General features: G+C 71.2%; 27 protein-coding genes. 13 read left to right on the top strand and 14 right to left on the bottom strand.

Annotated features, from left to right (window positions below):
- Positions 1-23: 23 nt before the first annotated feature.
- The 6 genes from menE to G6N60_RS04440 all read left to right on the top strand — a co-directional run bounded on the left by menE (position 24) and on the right by G6N60_RS04440 (position 5463).
- The gene (gene menE, locus G6N60_RS04460) at positions 24-1118 is read left to right on the top strand and encodes an o-succinylbenzoate--CoA ligase (protein WP_220100377.1); all 1095 of its coding nucleotides are present in this window, start codon (positions 24-26) and stop codon (positions 1116-1118) included.
- 7 nt (positions 1119-1125) lie between these two features.
- The gene (locus G6N60_RS04455; RefSeq protein ID WP_163733108.1) at positions 1126-1740 is read left to right on the top strand and encodes a pyridoxamine 5'-phosphate oxidase family protein; all 615 of its coding nucleotides are present in this window, start codon (positions 1126-1128) and stop codon (positions 1738-1740) included.
- A gap of 89 nt (positions 1741-1829) precedes the next feature.
- On the top strand, positions 1830-1985 hold the full coding sequence (locus G6N60_RS28110; RefSeq protein WP_170312544.1) for a hypothetical protein: 156 nt from the start codon (positions 1830-1832) through the stop codon (positions 1983-1985).
- Positions 1986-2012: 27 nt separating this feature from the next.
- Complete coding sequence (locus G6N60_RS04450; RefSeq protein WP_163733104.1) at positions 2013-3164, top strand: AI-2E family transporter; 1152 nt, start codon at positions 2013-2015, stop codon at positions 3162-3164.
- 58 nt (positions 3165-3222) lie between these two features.
- Positions 3223-4032, top strand: coding sequence for an LLM class F420-dependent oxidoreductase (locus tag G6N60_RS04445; RefSeq protein ID WP_163733101.1), 810 nt, complete (start codon positions 3223-3225; stop codon positions 4030-4032).
- A 75-nt stretch (positions 4033-4107) separates the two neighbouring features.
- Positions 4108-5463, top strand: a complete 1356-nt coding sequence (locus tag G6N60_RS04440; RefSeq protein ID WP_163733098.1) for a hypothetical protein — start codon at positions 4108-4110, stop codon at positions 5461-5463.
- 15 nt (positions 5464-5478) lie between these two features.
- On the opposite strand, the gene G6N60_RS04435 is transcribed toward G6N60_RS04440, so the two are convergent.
- Genes G6N60_RS04435 through G6N60_RS04425 form a run of 3 tightly spaced genes read right to left on the bottom strand, consistent with a single transcriptional unit; the run spans position 5479 to position 7440 of the window.
- Positions 5479-6111 (bottom strand): methyltransferase domain-containing protein, encoded by a 633-nt coding sequence (locus G6N60_RS04435; RefSeq protein WP_163733095.1) that lies wholly within the window; start codon positions 6109-6111, stop codon positions 5479-5481.
- Positions 6101-6787: a TIGR04282 family arsenosugar biosynthesis glycosyltransferase gene (locus G6N60_RS04430; RefSeq protein ID WP_163733092.1), complete on the bottom strand. Its 687-nt coding sequence runs from the start codon at positions 6785-6787 to the stop codon at positions 6101-6103. Before G6N60_RS04430 ends, G6N60_RS04435 begins: the two co-directional genes overlap by 11 nt.
- On the bottom strand, positions 6784-7440 hold the full coding sequence (locus G6N60_RS04425; protein ID WP_163733088.1) for a glycosyltransferase family 2 protein: 657 nt from the start codon (positions 7438-7440) through the stop codon (positions 6784-6786). Before G6N60_RS04425 ends, G6N60_RS04430 begins: the two co-directional genes overlap by 4 nt.
- Before the next feature lie 103 nt (positions 7441-7543).
- Between G6N60_RS04425 and G6N60_RS04420 the strand changes: the two genes are divergently transcribed.
- Together G6N60_RS04420 and G6N60_RS04415 are read left to right on the top strand one after the other, a co-directional pair.
- Positions 7544-8230 carry a response regulator transcription factor gene (locus tag G6N60_RS04420; RefSeq protein WP_163733085.1) on the top strand — a complete coding sequence of 229 codons (687 nt, stop codon included), beginning with the start codon at positions 7544-7546 and terminating at the stop codon, positions 8228-8230.
- Positions 8220-9245, top strand: coding sequence for a sensor histidine kinase (locus G6N60_RS04415; RefSeq protein WP_163733082.1), 1026 nt, complete (start codon positions 8220-8222; stop codon positions 9243-9245). Before G6N60_RS04420 ends, G6N60_RS04415 begins: the two co-directional genes overlap by 11 nt.
- Positions 9246-9262: 17 nt before the next feature.
- Here G6N60_RS04415 and G6N60_RS04410 read toward each other — a convergent pair whose 3' ends face one another.
- Genes G6N60_RS04410 through G6N60_RS04400 form a run of 3 tightly spaced genes read right to left on the bottom strand, consistent with a single transcriptional unit; the run spans position 9263 to position 12217 of the window.
- Positions 9263-10381: an NAD(P)H-dependent flavin oxidoreductase gene (locus G6N60_RS04410; protein WP_163733079.1), complete on the bottom strand. Its 1119-nt coding sequence runs from the start codon at positions 10379-10381 to the stop codon at positions 9263-9265.
- A 13-nt stretch (positions 10382-10394) separates the two neighbouring features.
- Positions 10395-11426: an NAD-dependent epimerase/dehydratase family protein gene (locus G6N60_RS04405; RefSeq protein ID WP_163733076.1), complete on the bottom strand. Its 1032-nt coding sequence runs from the start codon at positions 11424-11426 to the stop codon at positions 10395-10397.
- The gene (locus G6N60_RS04400) at positions 11423-12217 is read right to left on the bottom strand and encodes an S-methyl-5'-thioadenosine phosphorylase (protein ID WP_179969759.1); all 795 of its coding nucleotides are present in this window, start codon (positions 12215-12217) and stop codon (positions 11423-11425) included. The genes G6N60_RS04405 and G6N60_RS04400 overlap by 4 nt, the downstream gene beginning before the upstream one ends.
- A 214-nt stretch (positions 12218-12431) precedes the next feature.
- On the opposite strand from G6N60_RS04400, the gene G6N60_RS04395 reads away from it, so the two are divergent.
- Genes G6N60_RS04395 through G6N60_RS04380 form a run of 4 tightly spaced genes read left to right on the top strand, consistent with a single transcriptional unit; the run spans position 12432 to position 17618 of the window.
- Positions 12432-15320, top strand: a complete 2889-nt coding sequence (locus G6N60_RS04395; RefSeq protein WP_163733070.1) for an arabinosyltransferase domain-containing protein — start codon at positions 12432-12434, stop codon at positions 15318-15320.
- A gap of 34 nt (positions 15321-15354) precedes the next feature.
- Positions 15355-16011, top strand: a complete 657-nt coding sequence (locus G6N60_RS04390) for a DUF1345 domain-containing protein (RefSeq protein WP_163733067.1) — start codon at positions 15355-15357, stop codon at positions 16009-16011.
- A gap of 33 nt (positions 16012-16044) precedes the next feature.
- Positions 16045-16914 (top strand): 1,4-dihydroxy-2-naphthoate polyprenyltransferase, encoded by an 870-nt coding sequence (locus G6N60_RS04385; protein ID WP_163733064.1) that lies wholly within the window; start codon positions 16045-16047, stop codon positions 16912-16914.
- A gap of 29 nt (positions 16915-16943) precedes the next feature.
- A complete protein-coding gene (locus tag G6N60_RS04380; protein ID WP_163733060.1) occupies positions 16944-17618 on the top strand; it encodes a hypothetical protein in 675 nt (224 codons plus the stop codon).
- 13 nt (positions 17619-17631) lie between these two features.
- Here the strand turns inward: G6N60_RS04380 and G6N60_RS04375 are convergent, their stop codons facing one another.
- Positions 17632-17910: a DUF4229 domain-containing protein gene (locus tag G6N60_RS04375; protein ID WP_163743447.1), complete on the bottom strand. Its 279-nt coding sequence runs from the start codon at positions 17908-17910 to the stop codon at positions 17632-17634.
- A 198-nt stretch (positions 17911-18108) separates the two neighbouring features.
- Between G6N60_RS04375 and G6N60_RS04370 the strand changes: the two genes are divergently transcribed.
- Entirely contained in the window at positions 18109-18267 is a 159-nt protein-coding gene (locus G6N60_RS04370) for a hypothetical protein (protein WP_246241128.1), read from the top strand.
- A 7-nt stretch (positions 18268-18274) separates the two neighbouring features.
- Here G6N60_RS04370 and G6N60_RS04365 read toward each other — a convergent pair whose 3' ends face one another.
- Genes G6N60_RS04365 through hemL form a run of 7 tightly spaced genes read right to left on the bottom strand, consistent with a single transcriptional unit; the run spans position 18275 to position 25255 of the window.
- Complete coding sequence (locus G6N60_RS04365; protein WP_372511049.1) at positions 18275-19363, bottom strand: MinD/ParA family ATP-binding protein; 1089 nt, start codon at positions 19361-19363, stop codon at positions 18275-18277.
- Positions 19360-20337, bottom strand: coding sequence for a c-type cytochrome biogenesis protein CcsB (gene ccsB, locus G6N60_RS04360; RefSeq protein WP_163733057.1), 978 nt, complete (start codon positions 20335-20337; stop codon positions 19360-19362). Before ccsB ends, G6N60_RS04365 begins: the two co-directional genes overlap by 4 nt.
- Entirely contained in the window at positions 20334-21959 is a 1626-nt protein-coding gene (gene resB / locus G6N60_RS04355) for a cytochrome c biogenesis protein ResB (protein ID WP_163733055.1), read from the bottom strand. The genes ccsB and resB overlap by 4 nt, the downstream gene beginning before the upstream one ends.
- Positions 21956-22735: a cytochrome c biogenesis CcdA family protein gene (locus G6N60_RS04350; RefSeq protein WP_163733052.1), complete on the bottom strand. Its 780-nt coding sequence runs from the start codon at positions 22733-22735 to the stop codon at positions 21956-21958. Before G6N60_RS04350 ends, resB begins: the two co-directional genes overlap by 4 nt.
- Before the next feature lie 11 nt (positions 22736-22746).
- Positions 22747-23322 carry a TlpA disulfide reductase family protein gene (locus G6N60_RS04345; RefSeq protein WP_163743442.1) on the bottom strand — a complete coding sequence of 192 codons (576 nt, stop codon included), beginning with the start codon at positions 23320-23322 and terminating at the stop codon, positions 22747-22749.
- Between the two features lie 8 nt (positions 23323-23330).
- Complete coding sequence (locus G6N60_RS04340) at positions 23331-23945, bottom strand: histidine phosphatase family protein (protein WP_163733048.1); 615 nt, start codon at positions 23943-23945, stop codon at positions 23331-23333.
- On the bottom strand, positions 23942-25255 hold the full coding sequence (hemL, locus tag G6N60_RS04335; protein ID WP_163733044.1) for a glutamate-1-semialdehyde 2,1-aminomutase: 1314 nt from the start codon (positions 25253-25255) through the stop codon (positions 23942-23944). The genes G6N60_RS04340 and hemL overlap by 4 nt, the downstream gene beginning before the upstream one ends.

Raw genomic sequence — 25255 nt, 5'->3', positions numbered from 1 at the left:
AGCTCCCCGCACCGGAGCCCCTGCTGGCGGTCCTCGAGGGCGTCCTGGACGGGCGCGAACCGGCCATCCTCCCGGTGCCCGCGGACGTCCGGTCCGCCGAACACCTCACGACGTCGCTCGGGATCGGCGAGGACATCGACGACGACGTCGCACTCGTCGTGTCCACGTCGGGCACGACGGGCACGCCCAAGGGCGCGATGCTCACCGCACGCGCGCTGATCGCCAGCGCGTCGGCCACCCACGACCGGATCGGCGGGCCGGGCACCTGGCTGCTGGCGCTACCGGCCTACCATGTCGCCGGGCTGCAGGTCATGGTGCGCAGCATCCTGGCGGGCACGGTGCCCGTCGCGCTGGACCCGAGCTTCGACGTCGCCGATCTGCCCCGGGCCGTCGACGCACTCGGGCCGGGCCCGCGGTACACGTCGCTGGTGGCGGTGCAGGTGGCCAAGGCGCTCGGCGATCCGGCGGCGACGGCCGCGCTCGCCACCCTGGACGCCGTGCTCGTCGGCGGCGGCCCCATGCCCGGCACCGTCGCCGAGGCCGCGGCGCAGGCCGGTATCCGGGTCGTGCGGACCTACGGCATGAGTGAGACCGCGGGCGGCTGCGTGTACGACGGCGTGCCCCTGGACGGCGTTCGCGTGCGCCTCGACGGCGGCCGCGTCGTGCTGGGCGGAACGACCCTCGCCAAGGGCTACCGGCACCCGACGGATCCCGACCCCTTCGCCGAGCCCGGCTGGTTCCGCACCGATGACGTTGGCGCCGTTGACGATTCGGGCGTCCTGCGGATCCTCGGCCGGATCGACGACGGCATCGGCACCGGTGGGCTCACCGTGCTGCCCCAACTGGTCGAGGCGGCGCTGGAGACCCACCCGACCATCGCCGACTGCGCGGTATTCGGCGTGGCCGACGAGCGGCTCGGACAGCGGGTCGTGGCCGCCGTCGTATTGACTCCGGGAGCCGCGGCGCCCACGCTCGACGAGGTGCGCACGCACGTCGAACGGACGCTGGAGCCGACGGCCGCGCCGCGCGAGGTGCACGTCGTCGACGAGCTCCCCCGCCGCGGCATCGGCAAGGTCGACCGAAAAGAGCTCGCCGCGAGGTACGCCACCGGCGCATGATGGGGCCATGTCCCGCGAAGTCACGACCGTCGAGGACCTCCGCCTGATCGTCGGTCATCCCCTGCCCGCCGTCGCCAACAAGGTGAAGGACCGCCTCTCGCAGGCCCAGCAGGACTGGTTGGCGCACTCGCCGCTGGGGTTCGTCGCCACCACCGATGCCCAAGGGCGCGTTGACGTCTCACCGAAGGGCGACCCGCCCGGCTTCGTCCACGTCCTCGACGACACCACCATCGCGATCCCCGAACGCCCGGGCAACCGACGCGTCGACGGCTTCGTCAACGTCCTGCAGCGACCCCGGGTCGGCACGGTGTTCCTGATCCCCGGGCGCGGTGACACGCTGCGGATCAACGGGACCGCCAGGATCATGGCCGACGCGCCCTACTTCGACGCGATGGTCGTCGACGGCAAGCGACCGATCCTGGCGCTGGAGATCGACGTCGACGAGGTGTTCTTCCACTGCCCGAAGGCCTTTCTACGCTCCGACGCGTGGCAGCCGCAGACGTGGGACCCCGAGGCGGTGCCCAGCGTCGCGCGACTGGCCAAGGCCATCAAGCCGGACATGTCCGACGAGGCGCTCGACGCCTACTACGCCGAGAAGAATCTGCGCGAGATGCTCTATTAAGAATTCGTGAGACTGCGAGGTTTGGAATTGACGATTCGGGTAATTCCTTTCGGCGGCAGTGTTACTCGCTTCTACGGATCGGATTGATCATGATCGTCCTCGGCATCATTCTCCTTTTGATCGGATACTTCGCCGGTATCTCGATCCTCTACACCATCGGCGGAATCCTCGTCGTGGTCGGTGTCATCCTGTGGATCCTCGGAGCCGTTGGCCGCCCGGTCGGTGGCCGAAAAGTCTGGTTCTAGCGCATCAGCGCTCTCACGAACCACGTCGTGACCCCCGCCGCGGCACGCGACGACCAGACGGTGACCCCGCTGGTCCGCAGTGCCGCGGCGTGGTCGTGGCGGCTGCTGGTCATCCTCGCCGCCGCCGTCGTCACCTTCCTGCTCCTGGAACGCTTCGCGGTCGTCTTCGTGCCCGTCGCCCTGGCGATGCTGGCCACCGCGCTGCTCCTGCCCGCAGTGGACTATCTCGACCGGGCCGGCGCCGCCCGCGGGGGTGCCGTGGCATTCGTCCTGGTCCTCGGGATCGCCGTGTTCAGCGGCATTCTCGCGTTCGTCGTCAACCAATTCATCGAAGGCGCACCGGATCTGGTGGACCAGGTCGAGCGCAGCGCCGACGGCACCAGGGACTGGTTGATTCACGGGCCCGCACATCTGCGGGCGGATCAGATCACCAGCGCCACCGACACCGCGGTCAACGCCCTGCGCGAGCATCAGACCCAGCTGACCACGGGCGCCCTGTCCACCGCGGGCACGCTCGTCGAGATCCTGACCGGTGCCCTGCTGTGCCTGTTCACCATCATCTTCTTCCTGCTCGGTGGCCGGAACATCTGGCGGTTCGTCACGCAGATCGTGCCGACCGAGAACCGGCACCGCGTCTACGAGGCCGGCGCCGCCGGGTTCCACTCCCTCGCCGGCTACGCCAGGGCGACGACGCTCGTGGCGTTGGTCGACGCGGTCGCCATCGGCAGCGGTCTGGCCATCATGGGTATCCCGCTGGCGCTGCCGCTGGCCTCGCTGATCTTCCTGGGGGCCTTCATTCCGCTCGTCGGCGCGCTCGTCACGGGTTTTCTCGCCGTCATCGTCGCGCTGCTCGCGAAGGGCCTGATCTACGCGGCGATCACGCTCGGGCTCATCGTGGCCGTGATGCAGCTCGAGGCGCACGTGCTGCAACCGCTGGTGATGGGGCGGGCCGTGTCGATCCATCCGCTCGGCGTGGTGCTCGGCCTGACGGCGGGCAGCGTGCTCGCCGGCGTCGTGGGCGCACTGCTCGCCGTGCCGACGATCGCGTTCTTCAACAGTTTCATCCGGGTGCTGATCGCGCAGGACCCCGCGGCCCGCAACGCCGCGCTCAAGGACGAGGACGGCCCGCTGCTGGACGCCCGCGCCGACGACGCCGACCGTCCCGCCGTTATGGAATAAACGATAAACAACGGGGCTTGTGCCCGAGTGACCCAGTAGCGGCACTCGAGGAGATCGCATGACCCGACCCACCCGTGTAAGCGTCCAGCTCCAGCCGGGCGGCGCGCCCGACTACCGCACCTGGCGCGACGCCGTGCGGCACGCCGAGGACATCGGCGTCGACGTCGTCTTCGGCTACGACCACTTCCACAAGATCGCCATGAAGGGCATCGTCGACGGCAAGCCCGTCCTCTTCGACCAGCAACCCGACGAGGTGAACTTCGAAGGCTGGACCGCACTCGCGTCCTGGGGAGAGATCACCTCGCGCGTCGAGATCGGCCTGCTGGTCACCGGCATCGGCTACCGCAACCCCGACCTGCTGGCCGACATGGCCCGCACCGTCGACCACATCAGCGGCGGCCGGGTGATCCTCGGCCTCGGCGCCGGCTGGTACGAAAAGGACTACACCACATACGGTTACGAGTTCGGCACGTTCAAGACCCGGTTCGACCTCTTCGACGAGGGACTCCTGCGCATCGAGAATCGGATGGCGCAGCTCAATCCGCCGCCGGTGCGCGACATCCCGGTGCTCATCGGGGGTTCGGGCGCCAAGCGCTCGCTGCCCGCCGTCGCCAAGCACGCCGACATCTGGCACGCCTTCCTGCCGCTCGACAAGTTCGTCGAGGCGAGCCGGCTCGTCGACGAACTGGCCGAGGCCAATGGACGCCGGGGCAGCGACATCGAGCGCTCGTCGGTGTGGGAGAGCGCCGCCGAGGCCGACGCCTACCGCGAGGCCGGCGTCACGCTGTTCACGACCGAGATCGCCCCCGACGCCGACGGCTACGACTTCAGCACCGTCGAACAGATGGTGAAGTGGCGCGACGCCTGAGGGTGACCGCCCTCGGCTGAGCGTCAGTGAACCGTCACGCGAGGCGCCGGATCGCCCCACCTAGGGTAGGTAGGCGTGAAGTCAGCCCGACGCGAGGTGATCGCGGCCCTCCTGGCGGCCCTGTTGGTCACGGCGGCCTTCGTCGTCCCGCAGCTGCACCTCGGCATCGTGACGCCGCTGATCCACAGCACGGCCCGGCAGATCCAGATGTACGCCGAGGCCGCCCCCATCTTCGGATGGTGGGACGTGCACATGGGCTGGGGCACCGGCCCCGCGATCGTCATCGGCTTCGGCACCGCGCTGTGGGGCCCCGCGGTCGCCCGGCGGCTGCCCTGGCGGGCCGTGCCGTGGGTGACGTGGGCGGTCTCGGGTGGCTGGGCGTTCTCGCTGGCGATGGTCGACGGGTGGCGGCGCGGGTTCGCCGACCGGCTGACGACCACCAACGAGTACCTGCGACAGGTGCCGTCGGTCACCGACATCCCCTATGCGGTCCGCTCCTTCTCGTCGAGAATCCTGGACTTCCAACCACATTCGTGGATCACCCACGTGTCGGGCCATCCGCCGGGGGCGCTGCTGACGTTCGTGTGGCTCGACCGCATCGGCCTCGGCGGGGGCATGTGGGCGGCGATCTTCTGCGTGCTGATCGGCACCAGCGCGGCGGCGGCGATCGTCGTCACGGCCCGCGTGCTGTGCGGGGATGATCTCGCGCGCGCGGCGGCCCCGTTCGTCGCGGTCGCGCCGACGGCGATCTGGATCGCGGTGTCGGCCGACGGGTACTTCGCCGGGGTGGCGGCGTGGGGTCTGGCGCTGCTGGCACTCGCGACGCGGGGCGCGGTGCGACTGCCCGCGCTGGTGGCCGCCGGGGGTGGTCTGCTGCTCGGCTGGGCGGTCTTCCTCAACTACGGCCTCGGCCTGATCGCGCTGCTCGCGGTCGCGGTGCTGTTCACCGCCCCCACCGTCCGCACCGCACTGCGCACGCTGGTGCCCGCCGTGGTCGCCGCGCTCGTCGTGGTCGGGGTCTTCGCGCTGGCCGGGTTCTGGTGGTTCGACGGCTACACCCTCGTCCAGCAGCGGTACTGGCAGGGCATCGCGGCGAACCGGCCGTTCCAGTACTGGTCGTGGGCGAACTTCGCGTCGGTGGTCTGCGCGATCGGGCTCGGCACGGTGGCCGGCGTGACGCGTGCATTCGACGTGAGGGCGATCAAGGCGCGGTCGGGTCTGCACCTGCTGGTGCTGGCGGCGCTGCTCGCCATGATCTGCGCGGATCTCAGCATGCTCAGCAAGGCGGAGGTCGAGCGAATCTGGTTGCCCTACACCGTCTGGCTCACCGCGGCGGGTGCCTTCCTGCCCGCGCGGTCACACCGCTGGTGGCTGGCCCTCAACGTCGTGGGCGCACTGGCGCTCAACCACCTGATCTTCACGAACTGGTAGTTCGCGCAACGGAAGTCAGGCGGCGGACAGACTGGCGAGCACCCGGTTGCCGACCGGGATGACGGAGGTGACGACGAGTCCGACCTCCTCGGCAAGGGACCTGGCGCAGTCGACGCCGACCGAGGCCCACTGGAACCAGGTTCCGACGGTCGACGCGGATTCCAATCGAACCCAACGGTTTTGGACGCCGCTGATCGAGGGGTCGAACTCGGCGACGCACCGACCGCCGATGCGCATCAGCTCACCGGCGCGCCGCAGCACCCGGCTCGGATCACCGCCGAGACCCACGTTGCCGTCGGCGAGGAGCACGGTGCCCCAGCGCCCCATGCCGGGCAGCCGCTCGAACACGTCGCGCCGCAGGGCGGGCGCACCGCTGCGGCGGGCCAGCTCCACCGCCGTCTGAGACTGGTCGACACCGAGGGCGGGGATGCCGAGCTTGGTCAGATGGGCGACGAATCGCCCTGGGCCGCAACCGAGATCGATCGTCGGACCGTCGCACAGCGCGAGCACCGCCTTGTCGAAGGCCTTGTCGAGACGACGGCCGCCGGGAAGCCAACTGTGCACTGGGAGACCCTGCACGCTACCGTCGTCGTAGCGAATCCAACATCGCTCGCCCGTCAACGCCTGATCGTACAAATTACCCAGCACGCTCCACCTCCACTGCCCCGGTCGCCTGACGAAATCGACTGTCCAACTGGCATTCCCGACGTACCTCGCCGACGTCGTCGATGGTGTCGACGTCCGTCAACTCGGCCACCAGGGTGACGTCCACGCCGGCGTCGCGCAGCGCGGCGCGCGTCGCGGCGCCGGTCTCCGCCGTCGACATCGGCACGGCGCGCAGGCATTCGGCGCTGTCGGGCTGGGTGATGCCGAGCACCCACCAGCCGCCGTCGGTCGCCATGCCGAGCACCGCGCCGGACGCGACGAGCTCGCGGGCGCAGTCGGCGAGCAGGCCTGCGCTCACCTGCGGGGTGTCCATGCCGATCTGCAGCACCGGCAGTCCGCCGGCCGCGGCCGAGGCATCGGCGTGGGCGTGGGCCAGCCGGTCGCCGAAGTCGTCACCGCGTTGGGGGATGACGACGAAGTCCGCGAGCCGACGCTCGATCTCGGCGCTGCGGCTGGCCGCCGCGAGGTCACCGGTCATGGCCACGACGCGGGCGGCGACGGGGGCGGCCGCGACGGCGTCGAGGGTGTCCAGCAGGGCGGCGGCCGCGATGTCGGCCGCCGCGGCGTTGCCCACGGTTGCTGCGAGGCGGGTCTTGGCCAACCCGGGCACGGGCGCCTTGGCCACCACGAGCGCGGTGACCGGGACGTCAGCACTCACGAAATCACCCGCCAGAAGTCCAGGACAGCAAAGAAGCTCCCCCGGACCGAACCACTCACCTTGGACTTCCCTCCGGTGCGGGTGCCGTAGGCGACATCGTGCTCGGCGATCTTCCAGCCCGCGGCGGCCGCCCGGACCAACAGTTCCAGCGGATACCCTGATCTGCGGTCGGCTACACCGAGCCCGACGATGGCGTCGCGTCGCGCAACCCGCATCGGCGCGATGTCGTGCACCGGAATCCGGTGTCGTTGGCGCAGCCGCCAGCACACCACCTGCGTGCCCAGCCGCGCGTGCCATGGCCAGCGAACCCCGGGCGAGCAGCGCCTGCGGCCGACCGCCAGGTCGACTCCGCGGTCGAGTTCCTCGACGAGCTTGGGAAGTTCCCGGGGATCGAGCGAGCCGTCACCGTCCAGCACCGCCACGATGGGTGTGCTGGCCGCGACCATGCCCGCGTGCACGGCCGCGCCGTACCCGGCCCGGGACTCCGCGACGACCTCCGCGCCGTAGCGCCTGGCCACGTCGGCGGTGCCGTCGGTGCTGTTGTTGTCGACCACCAGCGCGCGGTACCCGTCGGGGATGAGTTCGAGCACCCCCGGCAGCGACTCCGCCTCGTTCAGACAGGGCAGCACCACCGTCACGCGAGAGGAGTCCACCGGTAAGAGATTAGTCACCCCGACCCTCCCCCCGCACCAGGAGGGCTGACGAATCAGTGACGTCGGCGCAGGTGGGGCGCGTGCCCGGTTACTGTGGACCGTTGTGACCCGGGTTCTGATCGCCGACGACGACAACGTCGTGCGCGACGTCGTGCGCCGGTACCTGGAACGCGACGGCCTCGACGTCTCGGTCGCCAGTGACGGCAACCAGGCTCTGCGCCTGCTGGGCGCCGAGCAGATCGACGTCGCCGTCCTCGACGTGATGATGCCGGGGCCCGACGGGCTGGCGCTGTGCCGCGTCCTGCGCGAACGCGGCGGCTACGCGGTGCCCGTCATCCTCCTGACCGCCCTGGGCGAGGAGGACGACCGCATCGCGGGACTGGAGGCCGGCGCCGACGACTACCTCGTCAAGCCGTTCAGCCCCCGCGAGCTGGCGCTGCGCGTGCGCTCGGTGCTGCGGCGGGCCCCCGCGTCGGGCGGCACCAAGCCGGTGGTCGTGACGGTCGGCAACCTGACGGTGTCGGCGGCCTCGCGGTCGGCGACCATCGGCGGCCGGGCGATCAGCCTGACCAACCGCGAATTCGATCTCCTGCTGTTCTTCCTGACCCACGCCGGCGTCGTCTTCACCCGGGAGGAGCTGTTGAAGTTGGTGTGGCAGTGGGACTTCGGTGACCTGTCGACCGTCACCGTCCACGTCAAGCGATTGCGGTCCAAGCTGGGCGCCGAGCATCGGGTGCAGACGGTCTGGGGCCGGGGCTACATGTGGAGCGAGGAGCGCAATGCCCACTGACGTCTGGGAGATCGTCGGCTTCTCGCTGGCGTGCTCGGTGCCGGTGGTGGCGATCGGTGCGACGGTGATCCGGTTGGCGCGGTCGTGGTCGCTGACGCTCAGCATGGTGGTGCTCGTCCTGATTCCCACGATCGCCACCTTCACCGGCGTCCTCGGCGCCAGCGGCTTCATGCTCTCACCGCAGTCGGAGACCCTGACCGTCGTGCTCGTCATCGTCTCGGTGGTCACCATTCCGGCTGCGATCATGCTGGCGCGCTACCAGGCCCGGCGCACGGTGTGGGAGCAGGAGATCCACGAGTCCGAGGAGACCGCCGAGCAGTCGCGGCGCCAGCTCGTCGCGTTCGTCAGCCACGACCTGCGCACCCCGCTCGCCGGAATCCGCGCCGTCGCCGAGGCGATCGCCGACGGCGTCGTCGAACAGGACGAGGTCATCCTGCACGCCAAGCACATCGAGCACGAGACCATCCGGCTGTCCGAGATGGTCGACGACCTGTTCGAGATGTCCAAGATCAACGCCGGTGCCGTGCAACCCGCCTACGACAAGGTGGCCCTCGACGAGGTCGTCGACGACGTGGTGTCCGCGCACCGCATCGCGGCCGAACGCGCCGGCGTCGCCCTGCACGCCAGGGTGCCCGCGACGCCGGTCGGCGTGATCGGCAGTGACCGTGCCCTGGTGCGGGTGCTGTCCAACCTGGTGGCCAACGCCATTGCCCACACACCCGAGGGCGGCACCGTCGAACTGGCGATCGGCTCCGACGGAGAGGGCGCGTGGGCCAGGGTCGACGACACCGGCGTCGGCATCAACGAGGCCGACCTCGCCCGCGTGTTCGACGTCGCCTACCGCGGCTCCAATGGCCGGGTGCCGCGCGAGGATTCGTCGCTGCCCAGCGGCTCGGGCCTGGGCCTGGCCATCGCCGCCGGGCTGGTGCACGCCCACCACGGCACGGTGTCGGCGTACAACCTGGAGCACGGCGCCCGCTTCGAGGTGCGCCTGCCGCTCGCGGGCGAGGGGTAGTCCCCCGGCGTCGACTGCTAGGTCAGCGAGTCGCCGAGGCGGTGCGCGGCGGCGAGGTAGTCCTCGACGAACTCCAGCACGACGTCGCGGGCCGGCTTGACCTTCGTCATCAACCCGACACCCTGCCCGACGAAGTAGGTGGCGAGCTGCTGCGCGCCGGGATGCCCCTGATCGGCCAGCACGTCGATGCGGCGCAGCACCCGCTCGCTCAGCATCGACTGCAGGGGCAGCGGCAACGGTTGGCGGCCACCGGGTTTCGGCAGCCAGGCGTCGGTCCAGTCCGACTTCAGTTGGCGCGACGGCTTTCCCGTGCGCCCCGCCGAACGAACGGCGTCCCGCGAGGTCGCGGTGAGCATCTTCTGCTTGGTGTGCGACGCGGTCTCGGCCTCCTCGGTGGTCAGCCACACCGAGCCGGTCCACGCGCCGTCGGCGCCCATCGCGACGGCGGCGGCCATCTGTCGGCCCGTCACGATGCCACCGGCAGCCAGCACCGGCACCGCGCCGTCGATCGCGTCGAGCACCTCGGGGACGAGCACCAGCGTGGTCACCTCACCGCAGTGCCCGCCCGCCTCGGTGCCCTGGGCCACGATCAGGTCGACGCCCGCCGCGACCTGTTTGACGGCGTGCTCCTTGGCGCCGACCAGTGCCGCGACCGGGATGCCGCGTTCGCGGCCCGCCTCGATCATGTAATCGGGCGGCACGCCAAGGGCATTGGCGATCAACGCGATCGGATGGCTCATCGCGACGTCCAGCAGCTCGCGGCCGGTGTCCCCGGTCAGCGCCGAGCCACCGAGGCGGGGCGTGCTGTCGGCCTCGATGCCGTGTGCGACGAGCAGGTCGGTGACGAAGTCGCGGTACTCCATCGGAATTCGGTCGGCGAGCTGGGTGCGCGACAACCCTTCGCCCTTGCCCTCGAACGTGGCCGGAACGATGATGTCCGCGCCGTAGGGCTTGCCGTGCACGTGCTCGTCGATCCAGCTGAGCTCCCGGTCGAGCTGCTCGGGCGTGTAGGCCGTCGCCCCCAGCACGCCGAAGCCGCCGGCGTTGGTGACCGCGGCGACGACGTCGCGACAGTGGCTGAAGGCGAACAGCGGGAATTCGATGCCGAACCGTTCGCACAGCGCGCGGGTAGTCATGGGCCCAGTATGGCTAACCGCGCAGCGGCGCGAACGCGAACTCCCGCAATCCATCCGACGGGTCGATCGCCGCACGGAAGCCGAGCACCTCGGCCGCGGCGGCGGGATCGGCGACGATGTGGCGGACGTCGCCGCTGCGGTACTGGCCGGTGACGACCGGCGGCTGGCCCCCTCGGGCGGCGCAGATCCGATCGGCGACGTCCTTGATGGCGATCGGCTTGCCGGAGCACACGTTGAACGCGGCGAAGCCCTCGGTCTGCGCCGTGACCGCCGCGACGTTGACGGCGGCGACGTCGTCGACGTGCACGAAGTCGCGCATCTGGCCGCCGTCCTCGTAAACCCTTGGCGGCTCGCCTCTTTCGATGGCCGACCGGAAGATGGCGGCCACCCCGGAGTACGGCGTGTCGCGCGGCATCATCGGGCCGTAGACGTTGTGATAGCGCAGCGCGACGACCGCGCCGCCGGTCGCCTCGGCCCACGCCAGCGCGTAGTGCTCCTGCGCGGTCTTGCTCGCCGCGTAAAGGCTGCGCGGACGCAGCGGGGCGTGCTCGCCGACCAGCCGCCACGCCAGCTCCTCGCCGCCGATCGGGCAGCGGTGCTCGAAGACGCCCGCGTCCAGGTCGGCGCGCGCCCGCGGCAGGGGGTCGACGGCGCCGTGCACCGGGCAGTCGAAGCCGCCCTGGCCGTACACCACCATCGACGAGGCCAGGACCAGCCGCGTGCAGCCGGCGGCGAACATCTCGGCGAGCAGCACCGTCGTGCCGAAGTCGTTGTGGCTGCCGTAGTTCGGCGCATCCGAGGCGTCGACCCCGGCGCCGACCACGGCCGCCTGGTGACACACCACGTCGACCCCGGGCAGCAGCTCCGCCAGGCCGGAGGCATCGCGGACGTCGACGTCGAGGACGCCCTCCGGGAGGTCGGCGCCGTCCCCGTGCGCGGCGCTCAGCATCGCGTCCAGGGCGACCACCTCGTGGCCCGCGTCGGTCAGCTTCGCGCGAATCCGGGAGCCGATGAATCCCGCGGCCCCGGTGAGGAGGACCTTCACGGCAGCTCGATGGGCAGCGTGACGCCCTCGTGCGGCAGGCAATCCGTGCAGGAGCGCTCCTGCGGGACGCCGTCGATGGCCTCGTGCACCAGCTGCTTGAACGGCACCAGGTTCTTCTCGAATTCGGCGAACACGTCGACGGCCCGCACGCCGGCCCCGGACTCGATGCCGGCGTCCAGGTCGGTCACCAAGGCGATTGCGGCATAGCACATCTCGAGTTCGCGGGCCAGCACCGCCTCGGGGTACCCCGTCATGTTGACGAGCGTGAAGCCCTGTGAGGCGAACCACCGGCTCTCGGCGCGCGTGGAGAACCGCGGACCCTGAATGACGACCATGGTGCCGCCGTCGACCACGCCGGGCAGGTCGGTGACCGTCGCCCGCAACTGCGGGCAGTACGGATCGGCGAAGCCGACGTGGATGCCGCCGGAGTCGAAGTAGGTGTCCTGGCGCGCGCTGGTGCGGTCGACGAGCTGGTCCGGCACCACCATCGACCCGGGGCCGAGCTCGGGGGTGAGGCTGCCCACCGCGCAGGGCGCGAAGATGCGCCGCACGCCGAGCGCCCGCAACGCCCACATGTTCGCGCGATAGGGCACGGTGTGCGGGGAGAATTCGTGGTGTGCGCCGTGCCGCGGCAGGAACGCGACCTCGTGGTCGCCGACGGTGCCGACCGTGATGGCGCCGCTCGGCGCGCCGTACGGGGTGTCGACGCTGATGCTGCGCGCATCAGGGCCGAAGAACGTATAGAACCCACTACCGCCGATCACTGCTAGCACCCGCCCATTGTGGACCATCGCCACCCCGCCGCCGCGGCCTGCCGCCGCCGGTTCGCCACTGAGCGCATGATGACGGTGGTGTGACGACGACCGGCGCTAGCTGCGTGCAGCCGATCCACCTGCCAGTCTCGTCACCGGCCATCCATCCTCGAAGCGGCAAGGGCAGGCTCTGACTACGTCCCCCATCAGTGCACCGCGGACGACGGGTGCCTGGCCGACGCTGCTGCTCGGCGTGGTCGGCGTGCTGACCGCCCTGCTGCTGCCGTTCGCCGCGGTGTGGGTCGACACCACGACGGTGACGTGGCCCGCGCCGGGTGCGGCCGTGACGTCGAGCTCGGCGGTGTTCGCCCCCTACCGACCGACCACGCTGACGGCGACCATCCCGTGCACCGCGCTGCGTGCCGCGGGACCGACGGCCGTCGTCCTCGAGACCGGCACCGGGGCCGACGGGCTCGTGGTGACGGCCGACGGGATGCGCTTCGACGGACACCGCGTGGCGTGGGACGTCCGCGCCGGGCCCGCCGGCTGCCGCGCCGTGCTCACCGCCGGACACGGGCGGACGTCGGTCCTCGGACCGGACGGGCGGCGCACCGACGTGGCCGGGCCGGTGCCCGAGGTCTTCGGCTTCCACACCGGCTTGAAACCGGCTGCGGCAGCCGGTATCTCGGTCGTCGCCACGACCGTCGTCCCCTTCGGCGCCACGCCGGGCGTATTCAAGATCGCGCTCATCGTGGTGCAGCTGGTGGCCGCGGGCTGGCTGCTGCTGCGGTGCGGCGTGCGCCCGCGCCGTCGGTGGATCAGGTGGCGGCCTGGGTGGCGGCGCGCGTGGTGGGTCGACCTCGGCGTGCTCGCGACGCTGGGCTGCTGGGCGGTGATCGGCCCGCTGGCCGTCGACGACGGCTGGGCCACGACGATCGCCCGCGACGTCGCGGCGACCGGCGACCCCGGCAATTACTACCGGTGGTGGAACGCCGCGGAGGTGCCCTTCGCGTTCAGCCAGGAGCTGCTGGCCCCGTGGACCGCGGTGAGCCTGGCGCCGCTGTGGCTGCGCCTGCCGAGCACGCTCGCGGCCGTCGGGACGTGGTTCCTGCTGAGCCGCGGCGTGCTCGGCGCGGCGCTGCCGGTGCGGGCGGCGACCGGACGGGTCCGGCTCTTGGCCGCGGCGTTCCTGCTCGCCTCGTGGTTGCCGTTCAATCTGGGGACGCGGCCGGAATCCCTCGTCGCGCTGGGCGTCACGGCGGTGCTGGCGCTGGCCATGCGGACCCGCGACGTGCGCGGGCTGGCCGCCATCGCCCTCGTCGTCGCGCTGACGGTGTCCATCAGCCCCAACGGCGTGCTGGTGGCGGCGCCGATCCTCGTCTTCGGGCCGCGGCTGCTCGCCGCCTTCCGGGCGGGCGCATCGGGCCGGCTCGACCTGCTGGCCCGGGGGTGCGCGCTCGCCGGCGTCACCGCCGTCGGGCTGACCATCATCTTCGCGAATCAGACCTGGGACGCCCTGGACACCGCGACCGACTGGCACGTGTTCTTCGGGCCGACGCTGCAGTGGTACGACGAGCCCGACCGGTACCGCTACCTGCTGCAGTCCGACCAGCAGGGCAGCGCACCGAAGCGACTGCCGATCCTGTTGGGAGTCAGCATGATTCCCGTCGTCGCGGCGTTCGGCGCGCGGCGTCGCGATCGTGATTTCGTTGCGCGGTCGGCGATCCGGCTGGCGGCCGTCGTCGCGGTGTCGCTGCTGCTGTTCGCCATCTCACCGTCGAAGTGGTCCTATCAGCTCGGCGCCGCGGCGGGTCCGCTCGCCGCGCTGATGACCGTGGGCGTCGTGCTGGTGGCCCGCCGCGCGCGCCGACCCGACCGGTATCTGGTGGCGGCCGGCGCGGTCGCCGCGGTACTGCTGGTGGCCGCCGTGACGCTGGCGTTCCACGGGCCGAACGCGTGGTGGCTGCCCGCCGTGTACGACGTCCCCTGGCCCGCGGAACCGCCTCGCCCCCTTGGCATTGCGCTCGACCACCCGCTGCCGTGGATCGTCGCGGCCGCGGTGGTGTCCGCCGCGGTGTGGCGGCGAGGCCAACGGGCGGTGACCGGGAGTCCGGCCGCGGTCGCGCTCGTCGCCGTCGGTGCCGTGCTCGCGCTGCTGCTCGGCTCGTTCGTCGCGGCACCGCTGCGCCGGCCCCAGGGTTCGCTTGCGATCGTGAATCTGCATCGCCTGCACGGTGTTCGGCCGTGCGGGCTAGCCGAGGACGTCCAGGTGCTGCCCGACGGGCCGGTCCTGCGCACCGCGGGCACCGACGCCGATCAGCTGTCCGGGTTCGTGGCGCAGGGCGGATACCTGCCCGCCGCGCCCCCGCCCGATCCCGTGGGTACGGGTGTCTCGATCCACCTGTGGGGCAGCCGCTTTCCCGACGAGCGCTCGACCGGCAGCCTCACCAGCGCGTGGTTCGTCCTGCCGCCACAGCCGACCACCGGCGGCCTGGCGCTCTCGGTATCGGGCCGCACCGACGGCGGCAACCGCCTGACCTTCCAATTCGGCAGGGCCGCAGGCAGATTCGTCGACGATCTCGGCGACGTCGCACCGGTCGACCGGCCCGCCGTCGACGAGAACCCCGCCCACCCGCTGTGGCGCACGATCGGCATCGACGCCACCGAGATCCCCGCGGGTGCGAACCGCGTCCGCATCCACGCCGTCGACGGGCGCACCGACCCCATGGGCTGGCTGGCCGTCAGCGGCCCACGGCTGCGCTCGACGATCCCGCTCACCGCCTTCCTCGCCACCAGGGGACCGGTCCTCGTCAGCTGGCCCATGGCGTTCCTCTTCCCCTGCGTGCATGACATCGCGACGGTGACCGGGGGCGTCGGGACCACGCCCCGCGCCGTCATCGACTCCCCGCGCCCGCACCTCACCGAGGACCGCAAGGCCGACGTCGGCGGCGTCTTCGCGGCCCTGACCACCTACGGGGACCTGCAGGAGGTTCCCAGCCGGCTGCGGGGTCACCCCGACGTCGACTGGGGCAGCGTGCTGGTGTCGGCCGACCCGGCCCGCCACGACGCCTACCGACGCACCGTCACCCGCACCCTGGTCCCGGGCCTCGACGGCGTACCGCACCCGCCGCCCGAACACTGAGCAACCCCACAGCCGCTCGTGCTTGACTCCCGCCATGGCTCTGCCCGAAGCATCGATCGGCCTGCGGGTCGGCGTGGCGGCGCCGGTCGGCGTGATCGCCGCGATCGTCATGGGCACGACGCTGGCCTGGCCGTACGCGCCGGCCACCGGCTGGATCGTCGCGGCCGTGGTCTACCTCGGCTGGACGTGGTCGATCGTCGGCGGGCTGGACTCCGACGCGACGTGCGCCCACGCCACGCGCTACCGCGACGACGACTCGACGCCGTGGATCCTCGACGTCGCCGTCCTGGTGGCCAGCGTGGCGAGCCTCGGCGGGGTCGGCTACCTGCTGGTCGCAGGGTCCTCCGGCGGCAAACCGGCCGCCGCCGTCGTCGGCGCGCTGAGCGTGGTCGCGGCCTGGGTGACCGTGCACACCGTCTACATGCTGCGCTACGCGCGGCTGTACTACGGCGGCGACTCCCCCGGCGGCATCGACTTCCACGAGGGCGACGACTACCGGCCCGACTACGGCGACTTCGCCTACCTGGCGTTCACGCTCGGCATGACCTACCAGGTGTCCGACACCGACCTGGTGCAGCGCCCGGTCCGGATGGCCGCCCTGCGCCACGGGTTGCTGTCGTTCCTGCTCGGCGCGATCATCCTGGCGATCACCATCAACCTGGTGGCGAGCCTGCTCGGCGTCGGCCACTGACACCCGCGCGACCCCCCATGCGACGATGACGCCGTGGCATCTTTCGCGCAGTGGGTGGAGGGCGCCCGGCCCAGGACGTTGCCCAACGCCGTCGCCCCCGTACTGGCGGGCACCGGAGCGGCCGCCTGGCTCGGCCAGGCCGTGTGGTGGCGTGCGCTGCTCGCCCTGGTGGTCTCGCTGGCCCTGATCGTCGGCGTCAACTACGCCAACGACTACTCCGACGGCATCCGCGGCACCGACGACGTGCGGGCCGGGCCGCTGCGGCTCGTCGGTTCCCGGCTGGCCTCCCCGCGCGCGGTGGCCACCGCCGCCGCCGTCAGCTTCGGCATCGGAGCACTGGCCGGCCTCGCGCTCGCCCTCGTCAGCCAGCCGTGGCTGATCGCGATCGGGGCGGCGTGCATCGCCGGCGCGTGGCTCTACACCGGCGGCTCCAAGCCCTACGGCTACATCGGGCTCGGCGAGATCGCGGTGTTCGTGTTCTTCGGTCTGGTCGCGGTGCTCGGCACGCAGTACACCCAGGCGCTGCGGGTCGACTGGGTCGGCGGCGTGCTGGCCGTCGCCACCGGGGCCCTGTCGTCGGCGGTGCTGGTGGCCAACAACCTTCGCGACATCCCGACCGACGAGCAGGCCGGCAAGATCACCCTCGCCGTGCGCCTCGGCGACGCGCGCACCCGCGTGCTGTACCAGGTGCTGGTGGCGCTGGCGTTCGTGCTGACCCTGGTGTTGACGGCCGCGACGCCGTGGTGCGCTGTCGGGTTGGTGGCCCTGCCGCTCGCCGTGCGGGCAGCGGCGCCGGTGCGGTCCGGTCGCGGCGGTCGCGAGCTGATCCCCGTGCTGCGCGACACCGGGCTGACCATGCTGGTGTGGTCGATCGCGGTCGCGGCCGCGCTGACGTTCGGCTAGCTCGTCGCCGGTAGTGGCATCCTGACTGCATGGGCATCGTGTTCCGATTGGCGGAGCTGCTGCTGATGCTGCTGCCCGTGATCGGCGTCGTGATGGCCGGGGTCGGCATGTGGCGGCGGACGCAACAGCAACAGGAACGACCCGACGAACCCCGGCTCGACCAACCGCGACCCGACCACGCCGCACCCCGCGGCACCCCGAACGTCGCCGCGCTGTGGCGGATGATCACCCGCACCATCGACGAACACAGCCGCACCGACACCCGGTGGCTGGAATACGAACTCGACGTCGAACGCCTGCTGGACTTCCCGCTGATGACCGACACCAGGGCCCCGCTCACCGCGGCCTTCCACAAGGCCAAGCTGCGGGCCGACCTCATGCGCCCGGCCAGGGCCGAGGACCTGCTCGACGACCGGGTCGCCGCCGCGCAGTACCTCGCGGCGGTGGAGGAGTACACCACGGCCTTCGACGCCGCCGAGACCGAGGCGATCCGCACCCGCCGCAACGACTTCTCGGCCGAGGCGCAGCAGCGCATCGCCCGCGCCCGCAGCCTGCTGAGCGTGGCCTCGGACTCCGGGGCGGCCCAGCCCGAACGCGAGCAGGCCTACACCCTCGCGTGCAAGGAACTCGACGGTCTCGTCGTGCTGCCTGCCGCCACCCGCAACGGTATCGAGCGCGGCATCGCGGGTCAGCTCGACGGCTGACCGTCCGGCCGGCTCAGGCGGGTGGGCCGTCGCCGCTCAGGCGGGCGCGCAGCCGTTCGCGATCGCGACGGCGGCGCTCGTCGAACACCGCGATGCTGGCGGTCGCGCGACGTCGCAGCGGCGCGAACAGCCATATGCCCAGTGGAAACGCGATCACGATGGCGAACAGCGCGGGCACCACCACGGGGAAGTCGCGAATGCCCAGCAGTTGCCCGCCGACCCAGATCGCGACGGCGAGCACCAGGACCAGCAGGATGCGGGCCACGGTGTACACCAGCACGTCGACCGCCATCCGCGACCCCGGCCGCCGGCCGCCCCTGGGGTCCGATCCCACGGTCGCTTCGCTCCTGCCCGCCGGGTCCATTCCCCCGGTCGCTTCGCTCCTGCCCGCCGGGTCCATTCCCCCGGTCGCTTCGCTCCTGCCCGCCGAACCAGCCATGGACCCGAGCCTACCGATGACGCGTATATTCACTGACAGGAGGTTTTTGTGCTGCAGTTCGTTCTCCTCGTCGTCATCTTGGCGGCCCTGTCCTACGGGGCCTGGCGCCTGCTGCGCGCAGCGGCGAGCCGGCCTCGCACCAGGACCATCGGGCCCGACGACGACCCGGATTTCCTCAACCGCCTCAACCACGGGAACGATCCCCGCTGAGCGAGTGCTAGTGCGCCGCAGGGAATCCGGCAGCCACCGTCGCCGCCAATTCCAGTAGCGCGTCCCGCGTTTCCGGCCGCAACCGATCCAGACTGATCTCCGCGCCCTCTTCCAGATGCGGATCGAACGGAACCGTCAGCACCGCCTTGCACCGACGCGCGAAGTGGTCGGCCACCTTCGCCTGGTCGACGCGCGACCCGCCCCGGCCCGAGTTCGGCCGCACCGCGTTGATGACGGCGATCGCGTCGGCCACCAATTGCTGATAACCGTGCGCGTCGAGCCAGTCCAGCGTTGCCGAGGCGCTGCGGGCACCGTCCACCGACCCCGAGCTCACCACTACCAGGACGTCGGCGTTGTTGAGCACCGCCGACATCGCCGAGTGCAGCATGCCCGTCCCGCAGTCCGTCAGCACCAGGCTGTAGAACTTCTCGAGCACCTCGAGCGTGCGCTGGTAGTCCTCGCTGCTGAAGGCCTCCGACACCGCCGGATCACTTTCGGAGGCAAGCACTTCCAGTCGGCTCGGGCCCTGCGAGGTGTAGGCGCGCACGTCGCTGTAACTGCTGATGCCCTCGGCGTCGCGCAGCAGGTGCCGCACGGTCGACGCCGTCTCCAGCGGCACCTTCTGACTCAGCGTGCCGCGGTCGGGGTTGGCGTCGACGGCGATCACGCGGTCACCCCTGGCCGAGGCGAACGTGGCCCCGAGCGTCGCGGTGATCGTGGTCTTGCCGACGCCGCCCTTCAGCGACAGCAGTGCGATGCGGTAGCACGAGCGCAGCGGCTTGCTCGCCTGTTCGGTCAACTCCTTGCGGCGCATGATCTTTCGGCCCTCGCCGAGGTTGATCAACCCGAAGGATCCGGCGTACAGCCAGCGGCGCCACCCGCCGCTCGGCTTGCGCTTGGGCTGACCGAGCAGCGCGACCGTCGACAGATCGAGGTAGGGCTGCGGCGCCTGCGCCTCCGGCAGCTCGACGACGGGGATGCCGTGCGGTGGCGTCGGCGCCGTCCACTCCGGCGGGATCGCCTGGGCGGGGTCGACGAACCGCTGCTGGGCTCTGAAGCTGGCCGGCTGGTCGGACGCCTGGGGCAGCACCCTCAGCCCACCCCCGCATAGGAGTGCAGACCGGTCACGACCAGGTTGATGAAGAAGAGGTTGAACACCATCGCCACGAAGCCGACGACGTTGATCCACGCGGCCTTGCGGTCCCGCCACCCCGCGGTGGATCGGGCGTGCAGATACGCGGCGTAGACGACCCACGCGATGAAGGCAACGGTCTCCTTGGGGTCCCAACCCCAGTAGCGGCCCCATGCCTCCTCGGCCCAGATGGCGCCGAAGATCACGCCGAAGCCGAAGACGGGGAACCCGAAGATCGTGGTGCGGTAGGCGATGCGGTCCAGTGTCTGCGCGTCGGGCAGCCGCGCGACGATGGCGGCCAGCGTGCCGTCGCGATCGGGCTCGCCCAGCGGCGACATCTTGAGCAGGAACAGCATGCTGGCCACGCCCGCGACGAGGAACACCCCGGAGCCCAGGCTCACCACCGACACGTGGATCGGCAACCAGTAGGACTGCAGCGCGGGCATCACGGGCGCGGCGTTGGAGTACAGCCACTTGCCCGAGACCGCGAGCAGGATCAGCACCGGCAGCAGCACGAACGCCCACAGCGCGCGGTACTTCGGCTGGCGCAGCGTGATGGCCGCGGCGACCAGGCCGCAGAAGCACGTCAGGTTGATGAACTCGTACATGTTGCCCCACGGCACGCGCGCGGTCGCGAGGCCGCGCAGCACGATGCACACCAGCAACGTGGCCGTGCCGACGTACACCAGCGCCAGACCGGCCCGGCCGATGCGCTCGTCGACGGGACGCCGCGGGGCCTCGACCACCACGCCGGGCCGGTCGTCGTCGGCGGCCACCGCACCCGCGGGCACCAGCTCCCTGGCGTCGGCGAGACGGCTGCGGCTGTAGGCCAGTTCGACGGCGAGCAACAGGAGGGCGAGGACCAGCACCACGATGGTCGACGTGAACGCGAGGTCGGAGTAGCGCGCGAACCCGATGTCGATGTGGGGAGTGTTCACGAGCGTTCTCTTCCGCCTTCTTCCGCTGATGGCACCAACCGCGCGGTCAACCGCTCGAACTCGTCGCCCCACCCGGAATTGTCGGTGCGGGCGAGACCGCCCAGCTCTACGCTCACGGTACCCGGCCCGCCAGGGGACAACCGAACCCAGATCCGGCGCCGGCGGATCACCAGCGACACCAGCAGCCCGGCCATCATCGAGATCGCCGACACCAGCACCCAGATCTGGGCGGGGTCGTGGGAGACCTGGACGTTGATGAACGGCACCGCGCCGTCGAAGCGAACGACCGTGCCGTCCTTGAGCCGCGTGGACTGGCCCGCCTTCAGGTTGACCCGCGCCTCGCGGTTGAGCCGCTTCTGCGCGATCAGGCTGTGGTCGAGGGTGAACAGCGACTGCGGCCTGCCGGTGTCCAGACCGGTGTCGCCGCGGTAGACGTCGATGGCCACGGCCGGGTCGTTGAGCGCCGGATAGCTCGACGACAGCAGCGTGCCGTCGAGCTGCTCGGTCGGGGCGAACAGCCCCTGGATCGCTATCTGGTTGCGACGACGGTCGCCGGTCTTGGGGTAGGTGCCCGCCGGCGGGTCGACGCGGATGACGCCCGAGGACAGCAGGGTGATCGGATCGTCGGGCCGCCACTGCACGGTCTGCGTCCGGCTGCGGCCGTCGGGGAAGGTCACGGTGAACGTCGGGGCGTAACCGTGCCCCTGCAGGTAGAGCCGGTCCCCGCCGAGGCGCAGCGGATGGTTGACCTCGAGCCGGTAGGGCCGCCACGTGTTGGTGACGAGGTCGTCGTCGGTCTGGTACTCGACGTTGGCCGCGAACGTCAGCGCCTGCCCGCTCGGCAGGTACTTGGCGTCGAAGTCCTTGACTCGCAAGCAGATCGGATGCAGTGACGTCCCGTCGACCGTGTTGCCCGCCCGGAAGGTGTCGAAGGCCGCCGGGGAGGCCGAGCAGAAGCCGGGGCCGCCGTTCGCGATGACGATGACGTTGCCCTCGTAGCCCCACAGCTTGCCGACGGCCACCGCGACGAGCAGGCCGAGCAGCGAGAAGTGGAAGACGATGTTGCCGAGTTCGCGCAGATAGCCCCGCTCCGCGGAGATCTCGACGGTGTCGCCGTCGGTGCGACGGACCCGACGCCACCCCCGCAGGCGCGCCTCCACGGCGGTGGCGACGTCCGCCACGTCGCCCTGGGTCTGCAGCGTCTGATGCTTGGGCAGCCGCGCGAGGTTGCGCGGTGCCGCCACCGGCGTGGCCCGCATGGCCTTGACGTGCTCGGCGAGACGCGGCGTCAGGCACCCGACCAACGAGATGAACAGCAGCGCGTAGATCGCGGTGAACCAGAAGCTGGAGAACACCTCGAAGGCCTGCAGTCGGTCGAGCACGGGCCCGATCACCGGGTGGTCCACGAGGTACTGGTCGACCTTGGACTGGTTGAGGGCGCGCTGCGGCAGCAACGCGCCGGGGATGGCCGCGAGCGCCAGCAGGAACAGCAGGACCAGCGCGGTGCCCATCGACGTCAGCGTGCGCCACGTGTTCCGAATCAGCGCGAGCAGCCGCAAATGTGCGCCGACACGCCGGGTCGGCGGCACTTCTACGTCTGCTCGCGGGGGGCTGGTCGTCATATCGGCAACCGCATGTCGCTGACGAAGGCGTCGCGCACCCAGGACACGAAGTCCGCCCACACGCCGGTCACCAGCGCCTCGCCGACCAGGATGAGCAGCACGCCGCCGAAGATCTGGATGCCGCGGGTGTGGCGGCGCAGCCAGCCGAGCCCCTGCACCGCCCGGGCCGAGCCAAAGGCCAAGAGCAGGAACGGAATTCCCAGTCCCAGGCAGTAGGCGACGACGAGGACGACGCCGCGTGCCACGCCGGCGCCCTCGGTGGCCGACGCGACGGCGATCACCGCGGTCAGCGTCGGACCGAGGCAGGGCGTCCACCCGAGGGCGAACACGGCGCCGAGCAGGGGCGCACCACCGACGGTCGACAGCAGCCTGGGAGCGAACCGCGCCTCGCGCTGCAGGGCGGGGATGAACCCGACGAACACCAGACCCATCACGATCGTCACCACGCCGCCGAGGCGTTGCAGCAGCAGCTCGTTGGTCAGCAGCGAGGTCGTCACCCCGAGCACCGCGACCGTGCCGAGCACGAACACGACCGTGAAGCCCACCACGAACAGCGCGGCCGCACCGAGCACGCGCAGCCGCGCGGTCCGCACGGCCACGGCGGCGTCGTCGCGATCGTCGACGCCCACGACCGCCGCGAGGTAGGACAGGTAGCCCGGCACCAGCGGCACCACGCACGGCGACGCGAACGACACCAGCCCCGCGAGCGCGCTGACGAGCAGGGCGAGCAGCAACGGGCCCGCCGACACCAGCCGGTCGACGCCGTCGGCACTCACCGCGAGGATCGTCACTTCTCGGCCGCCAGCCTCTGCACGACGGGCATCAGATCCTCGGCGAGCAGTTCGCGCAGGAACACCGCGGCAACCCGGTGCTGGCGGTCCAGCACGATCGTCGACGGGATGACGGTGGTCGGGTAGCGGCCGCCGAACGCGATCATCGTGCGCATGGCGGGGTCGTAGATCGAGGGGAACGTGACCTTGCGGTCGGTGACGAAGTCGACGGCGGCGTCGCGGTCGTCGTCGCGGACGTCGATGCCGAGGAATGCGACGCCCTCGGCGCGCGTGGCGTCGTACACCTTCTGCAGCTCGGCGACCTCCGAGCGGCACGGCCCGCACCACTGACCCCACACGTTGACGACGACGACCTGGCCCGCGAAGTCGTCCACGCCGATGGTCTTGGCGGGGTCGGTCAGCTCGGGGCCGCTGATCGTGCCTGGGCGACTTCGACTTTGGGGCGGATCGTAGGAGATGTCGGTCTTGCCGCCGGGTGAGACGAACTCGAAGGTGCCGCCGCCCTGGGCGACCGCGTCGTCACCGGTCGCGCAGCCGGTCAGCACCACCGCCGCCGACACCAGGACGACCATCAGCCCCCTCACCGCCCGGCCAGCTCCGCGTAACTCCAGCCGACCAGCGCGTCGTCGTGGAAGTAGAACGACGACAGCGACGCGTGGTTGCACATCCGGTTGGCCGCGGTCGGCAGGTGCGGCAGCTTGAGCCCGGTGAGCGAGCGGCGCAGGGTGGCCGTCGGCAGCTGATGGCTGACGCACACCGCCTCGTGGCCCCTGGCCCGGTCCCTGGCCCGGTAGAGCGCGGCCTGCATGCGCTGGGCGATCTGCTCGTAGGGCTCGCCCCACGACGGCGTGCGCGGGTTGCGCAGATGCCACCAGTTGCGGGGGTTGCGCAGCGCGCCGTCGCCGGGTGACACCCGTTCGCCCTCGAAGACGTTCTCCGATTCGATGAGGTCGGGATCGGTGTCGATCGACAGGCCGTGGGTGGCCGCGATGGGCGCCGCGGTCTCCTGCGCCCGCTCCAGCGGTGAGGCCACGACGTAGGTGATGTCATGGGCGACAAGCCAATCCGCGACCCGCTCGGCCTGGGCGCGCCCCTTCTCGGACAGGTGGAAGTCGGGCAGCCGCCCGTAGAGGATCGCGTCCGGATTGTGCACCTCGCCGTGCCGCATCACGTGCACGACCGTCTTCTCGGTCATGCGGGCCTCGACGCCGCCGCGGCCGCGCGGGCGGCGGCGGGCAGTGCGGCGGCGATGCGGTCGAAGGCGTCGTCGTCGAGCGCCGTCGAGACGAACCATGCCTCGAAGGCGCTGCAGGGCGGGTAGACCCCGGCGCTCAGCAGGGCGTGGAAGAACGGCGGGAAGCGCCAGGTCTCGGTGGCCCGCGCGGAGGCGAAGTCGACGACGGGCGTCTCGCCGAAGAAGACACTGAGCATGTTGCCGGCCCGCGAAATCCGATGTGCGACAGACGCTTCGGTGAGCGCCCCGGTGAGCAGTCCCGCGAGCCGGTCGGCGTTCTGGTCGAGGGTCGCATAGACGGCGTCGTCGGCGGCGCGCAGCGTGGCCAGTCCCGCGGCCATCGCGACCGGGTTCCCCGACAGCGTCCCCGCCTGGTAGACCGGACCAAGGGGCGCAAGGCGTTCCATGACCTCGGCACGGCCGCCGAACGCGGCCGCGGGCAGCCCGCCGCTCATCACCTTGCCGAACGCGAAGAGGTCGGCGTCGACGGGATCGAGGCCGTACCAACCGGATCGGCTGACCCGGAAGCCCGTCATCACCTCGTCGGAGATGAGCAGCGCGCCGTGCTCGGCGGTGACGCGGCGCAGGCCCGCGTTGAAGCCCGGCAGCGGGGGCACGGTACCCATGTTGCCGGCTGCCGCTTCGGTGATGACGCAGGCGATCTCGGGCCCGAACTCGGCGAACACCGCCTCGACCGCGTCGATGTCGTTGTAGGGCAACACGATCGTGTCGGCCGTGGCCGCCCCCGTGACGCCGGGCGAGGACGGCAGGCCCAGCGTCGCGACGCCGGAGCCCGCATCGGCCAGCAGCGCGTCGCTGTGCCCGTGGTAGCAGCCGGAGAACTTGACGATCTTCGCGCGGCCGGTGAAGCCCCTGGCCAACCGGATGGCGCTCATGGTGGCCTCGGTGCCGGAGTTGACCAGACGGATGCGCTCGACGGCGGCGACGCGATCGATGATCTCGCCGGCCAGTTCGCTCTCACTCGGCGTCGGCGCCCCGAAGCTCAGACCGTCGGCGGCGGCCCGCTGCACTGCCTCGACGACGGCGGGATGGGCGTGACCGAGGATCATCGGCCCCCACGAGCACACCAGGTCGACGTAGCGGTTGTCGTCGGCGTCGGTCAGCCAGCAGCCCGCGGCCTTCGTGATGAAGCGAGGCGTCCCACCCACCGCGTTGAAGGCACGGACCGGCGAGTTGACCCCGCCGGGAATGACGGCGGACGCCTCGGCGAACAGGTGTGCCGAGGTGTCCGTCCTTGGGTCAGCACGCAT

This window comes from Mycolicibacterium madagascariense (genome assembly GCF_010729665.1).
GTDB classification, from domain to species: domain Bacteria; phylum Actinomycetota; class Actinomycetes; order Mycobacteriales; family Mycobacteriaceae; genus Mycobacterium; species Mycobacterium madagascariense.
This window is presented reverse-complemented; position numbering and strand designations above follow the sequence as displayed.

Excerpts from the sequence above, each read along its gene's own strand:
- G6N60_RS04400 (WP_179969759.1), bottom strand. The coding sequence starts at position 12,217 with ATGGTCCACAATGGGCGGGTGCTAGCAGTGATCGGCGGTAGTGGGTTC.
- G6N60_RS04380 (WP_163733060.1), top strand. The coding sequence starts at position 16,944 with ATGGGCATCGTGTTCCGATTGGCGGAGCTGCTGCTGATGCTGCTGCCC.
- resB (WP_163733055.1), bottom strand. The coding sequence starts at position 21,959 with ATGACGACCAGCCCCCCGCGAGCAGACGTAGAAGTGCCGCCGACCCGG.
- G6N60_RS04345 (WP_163743442.1), bottom strand. The coding sequence starts at position 23,322 with ATGGTCGTCCTGGTGTCGGCGGCGGTGGTGCTGACCGGCTGCGCGACC.
- G6N60_RS04410 (WP_163733079.1), bottom strand. The coding sequence starts at position 10,381 with ATGACTACCCGCGCGCTGTGCGAACGGTTCGGCATCGAATTCCCGCTG.
- G6N60_RS04445 (WP_163733101.1), top strand. The coding sequence starts at position 3,223 with ATGACCCGACCCACCCGTGTAAGCGTCCAGCTCCAGCCGGGCGGCGCG.
- G6N60_RS04455 (WP_163733108.1), top strand. The coding sequence starts at position 1,126 with ATGTCCCGCGAAGTCACGACCGTCGAGGACCTCCGCCTGATCGTCGGT.
- G6N60_RS04340 (WP_163733048.1), bottom strand. The coding sequence starts at position 23,945 with ATGACCGAGAAGACGGTCGTGCACGTGATGCGGCACGGCGAGGTGCAC.
- G6N60_RS04415 (WP_163733082.1), top strand. The coding sequence starts at position 8,220 with ATGCCCACTGACGTCTGGGAGATCGTCGGCTTCTCGCTGGCGTGCTCG.
- hemL (WP_163733044.1), bottom strand. The coding sequence starts at position 25,255 with ATGCGTGCTGACCCAAGGACGGACACCTCGGCACACCTGTTCGCCGAG.
- G6N60_RS04375 (WP_163743447.1), bottom strand. The coding sequence starts at position 17,910 with ATGGCGGTCGACGTGCTGGTGTACACCGTGGCCCGCATCCTGCTGGTC.
- G6N60_RS28110 (WP_170312544.1), top strand. The coding sequence starts at position 1,830 with ATGATCGTCCTCGGCATCATTCTCCTTTTGATCGGATACTTCGCCGGT.
- G6N60_RS04390 (WP_163733067.1), top strand. The coding sequence starts at position 15,355 with ATGGCTCTGCCCGAAGCATCGATCGGCCTGCGGGTCGGCGTGGCGGCG.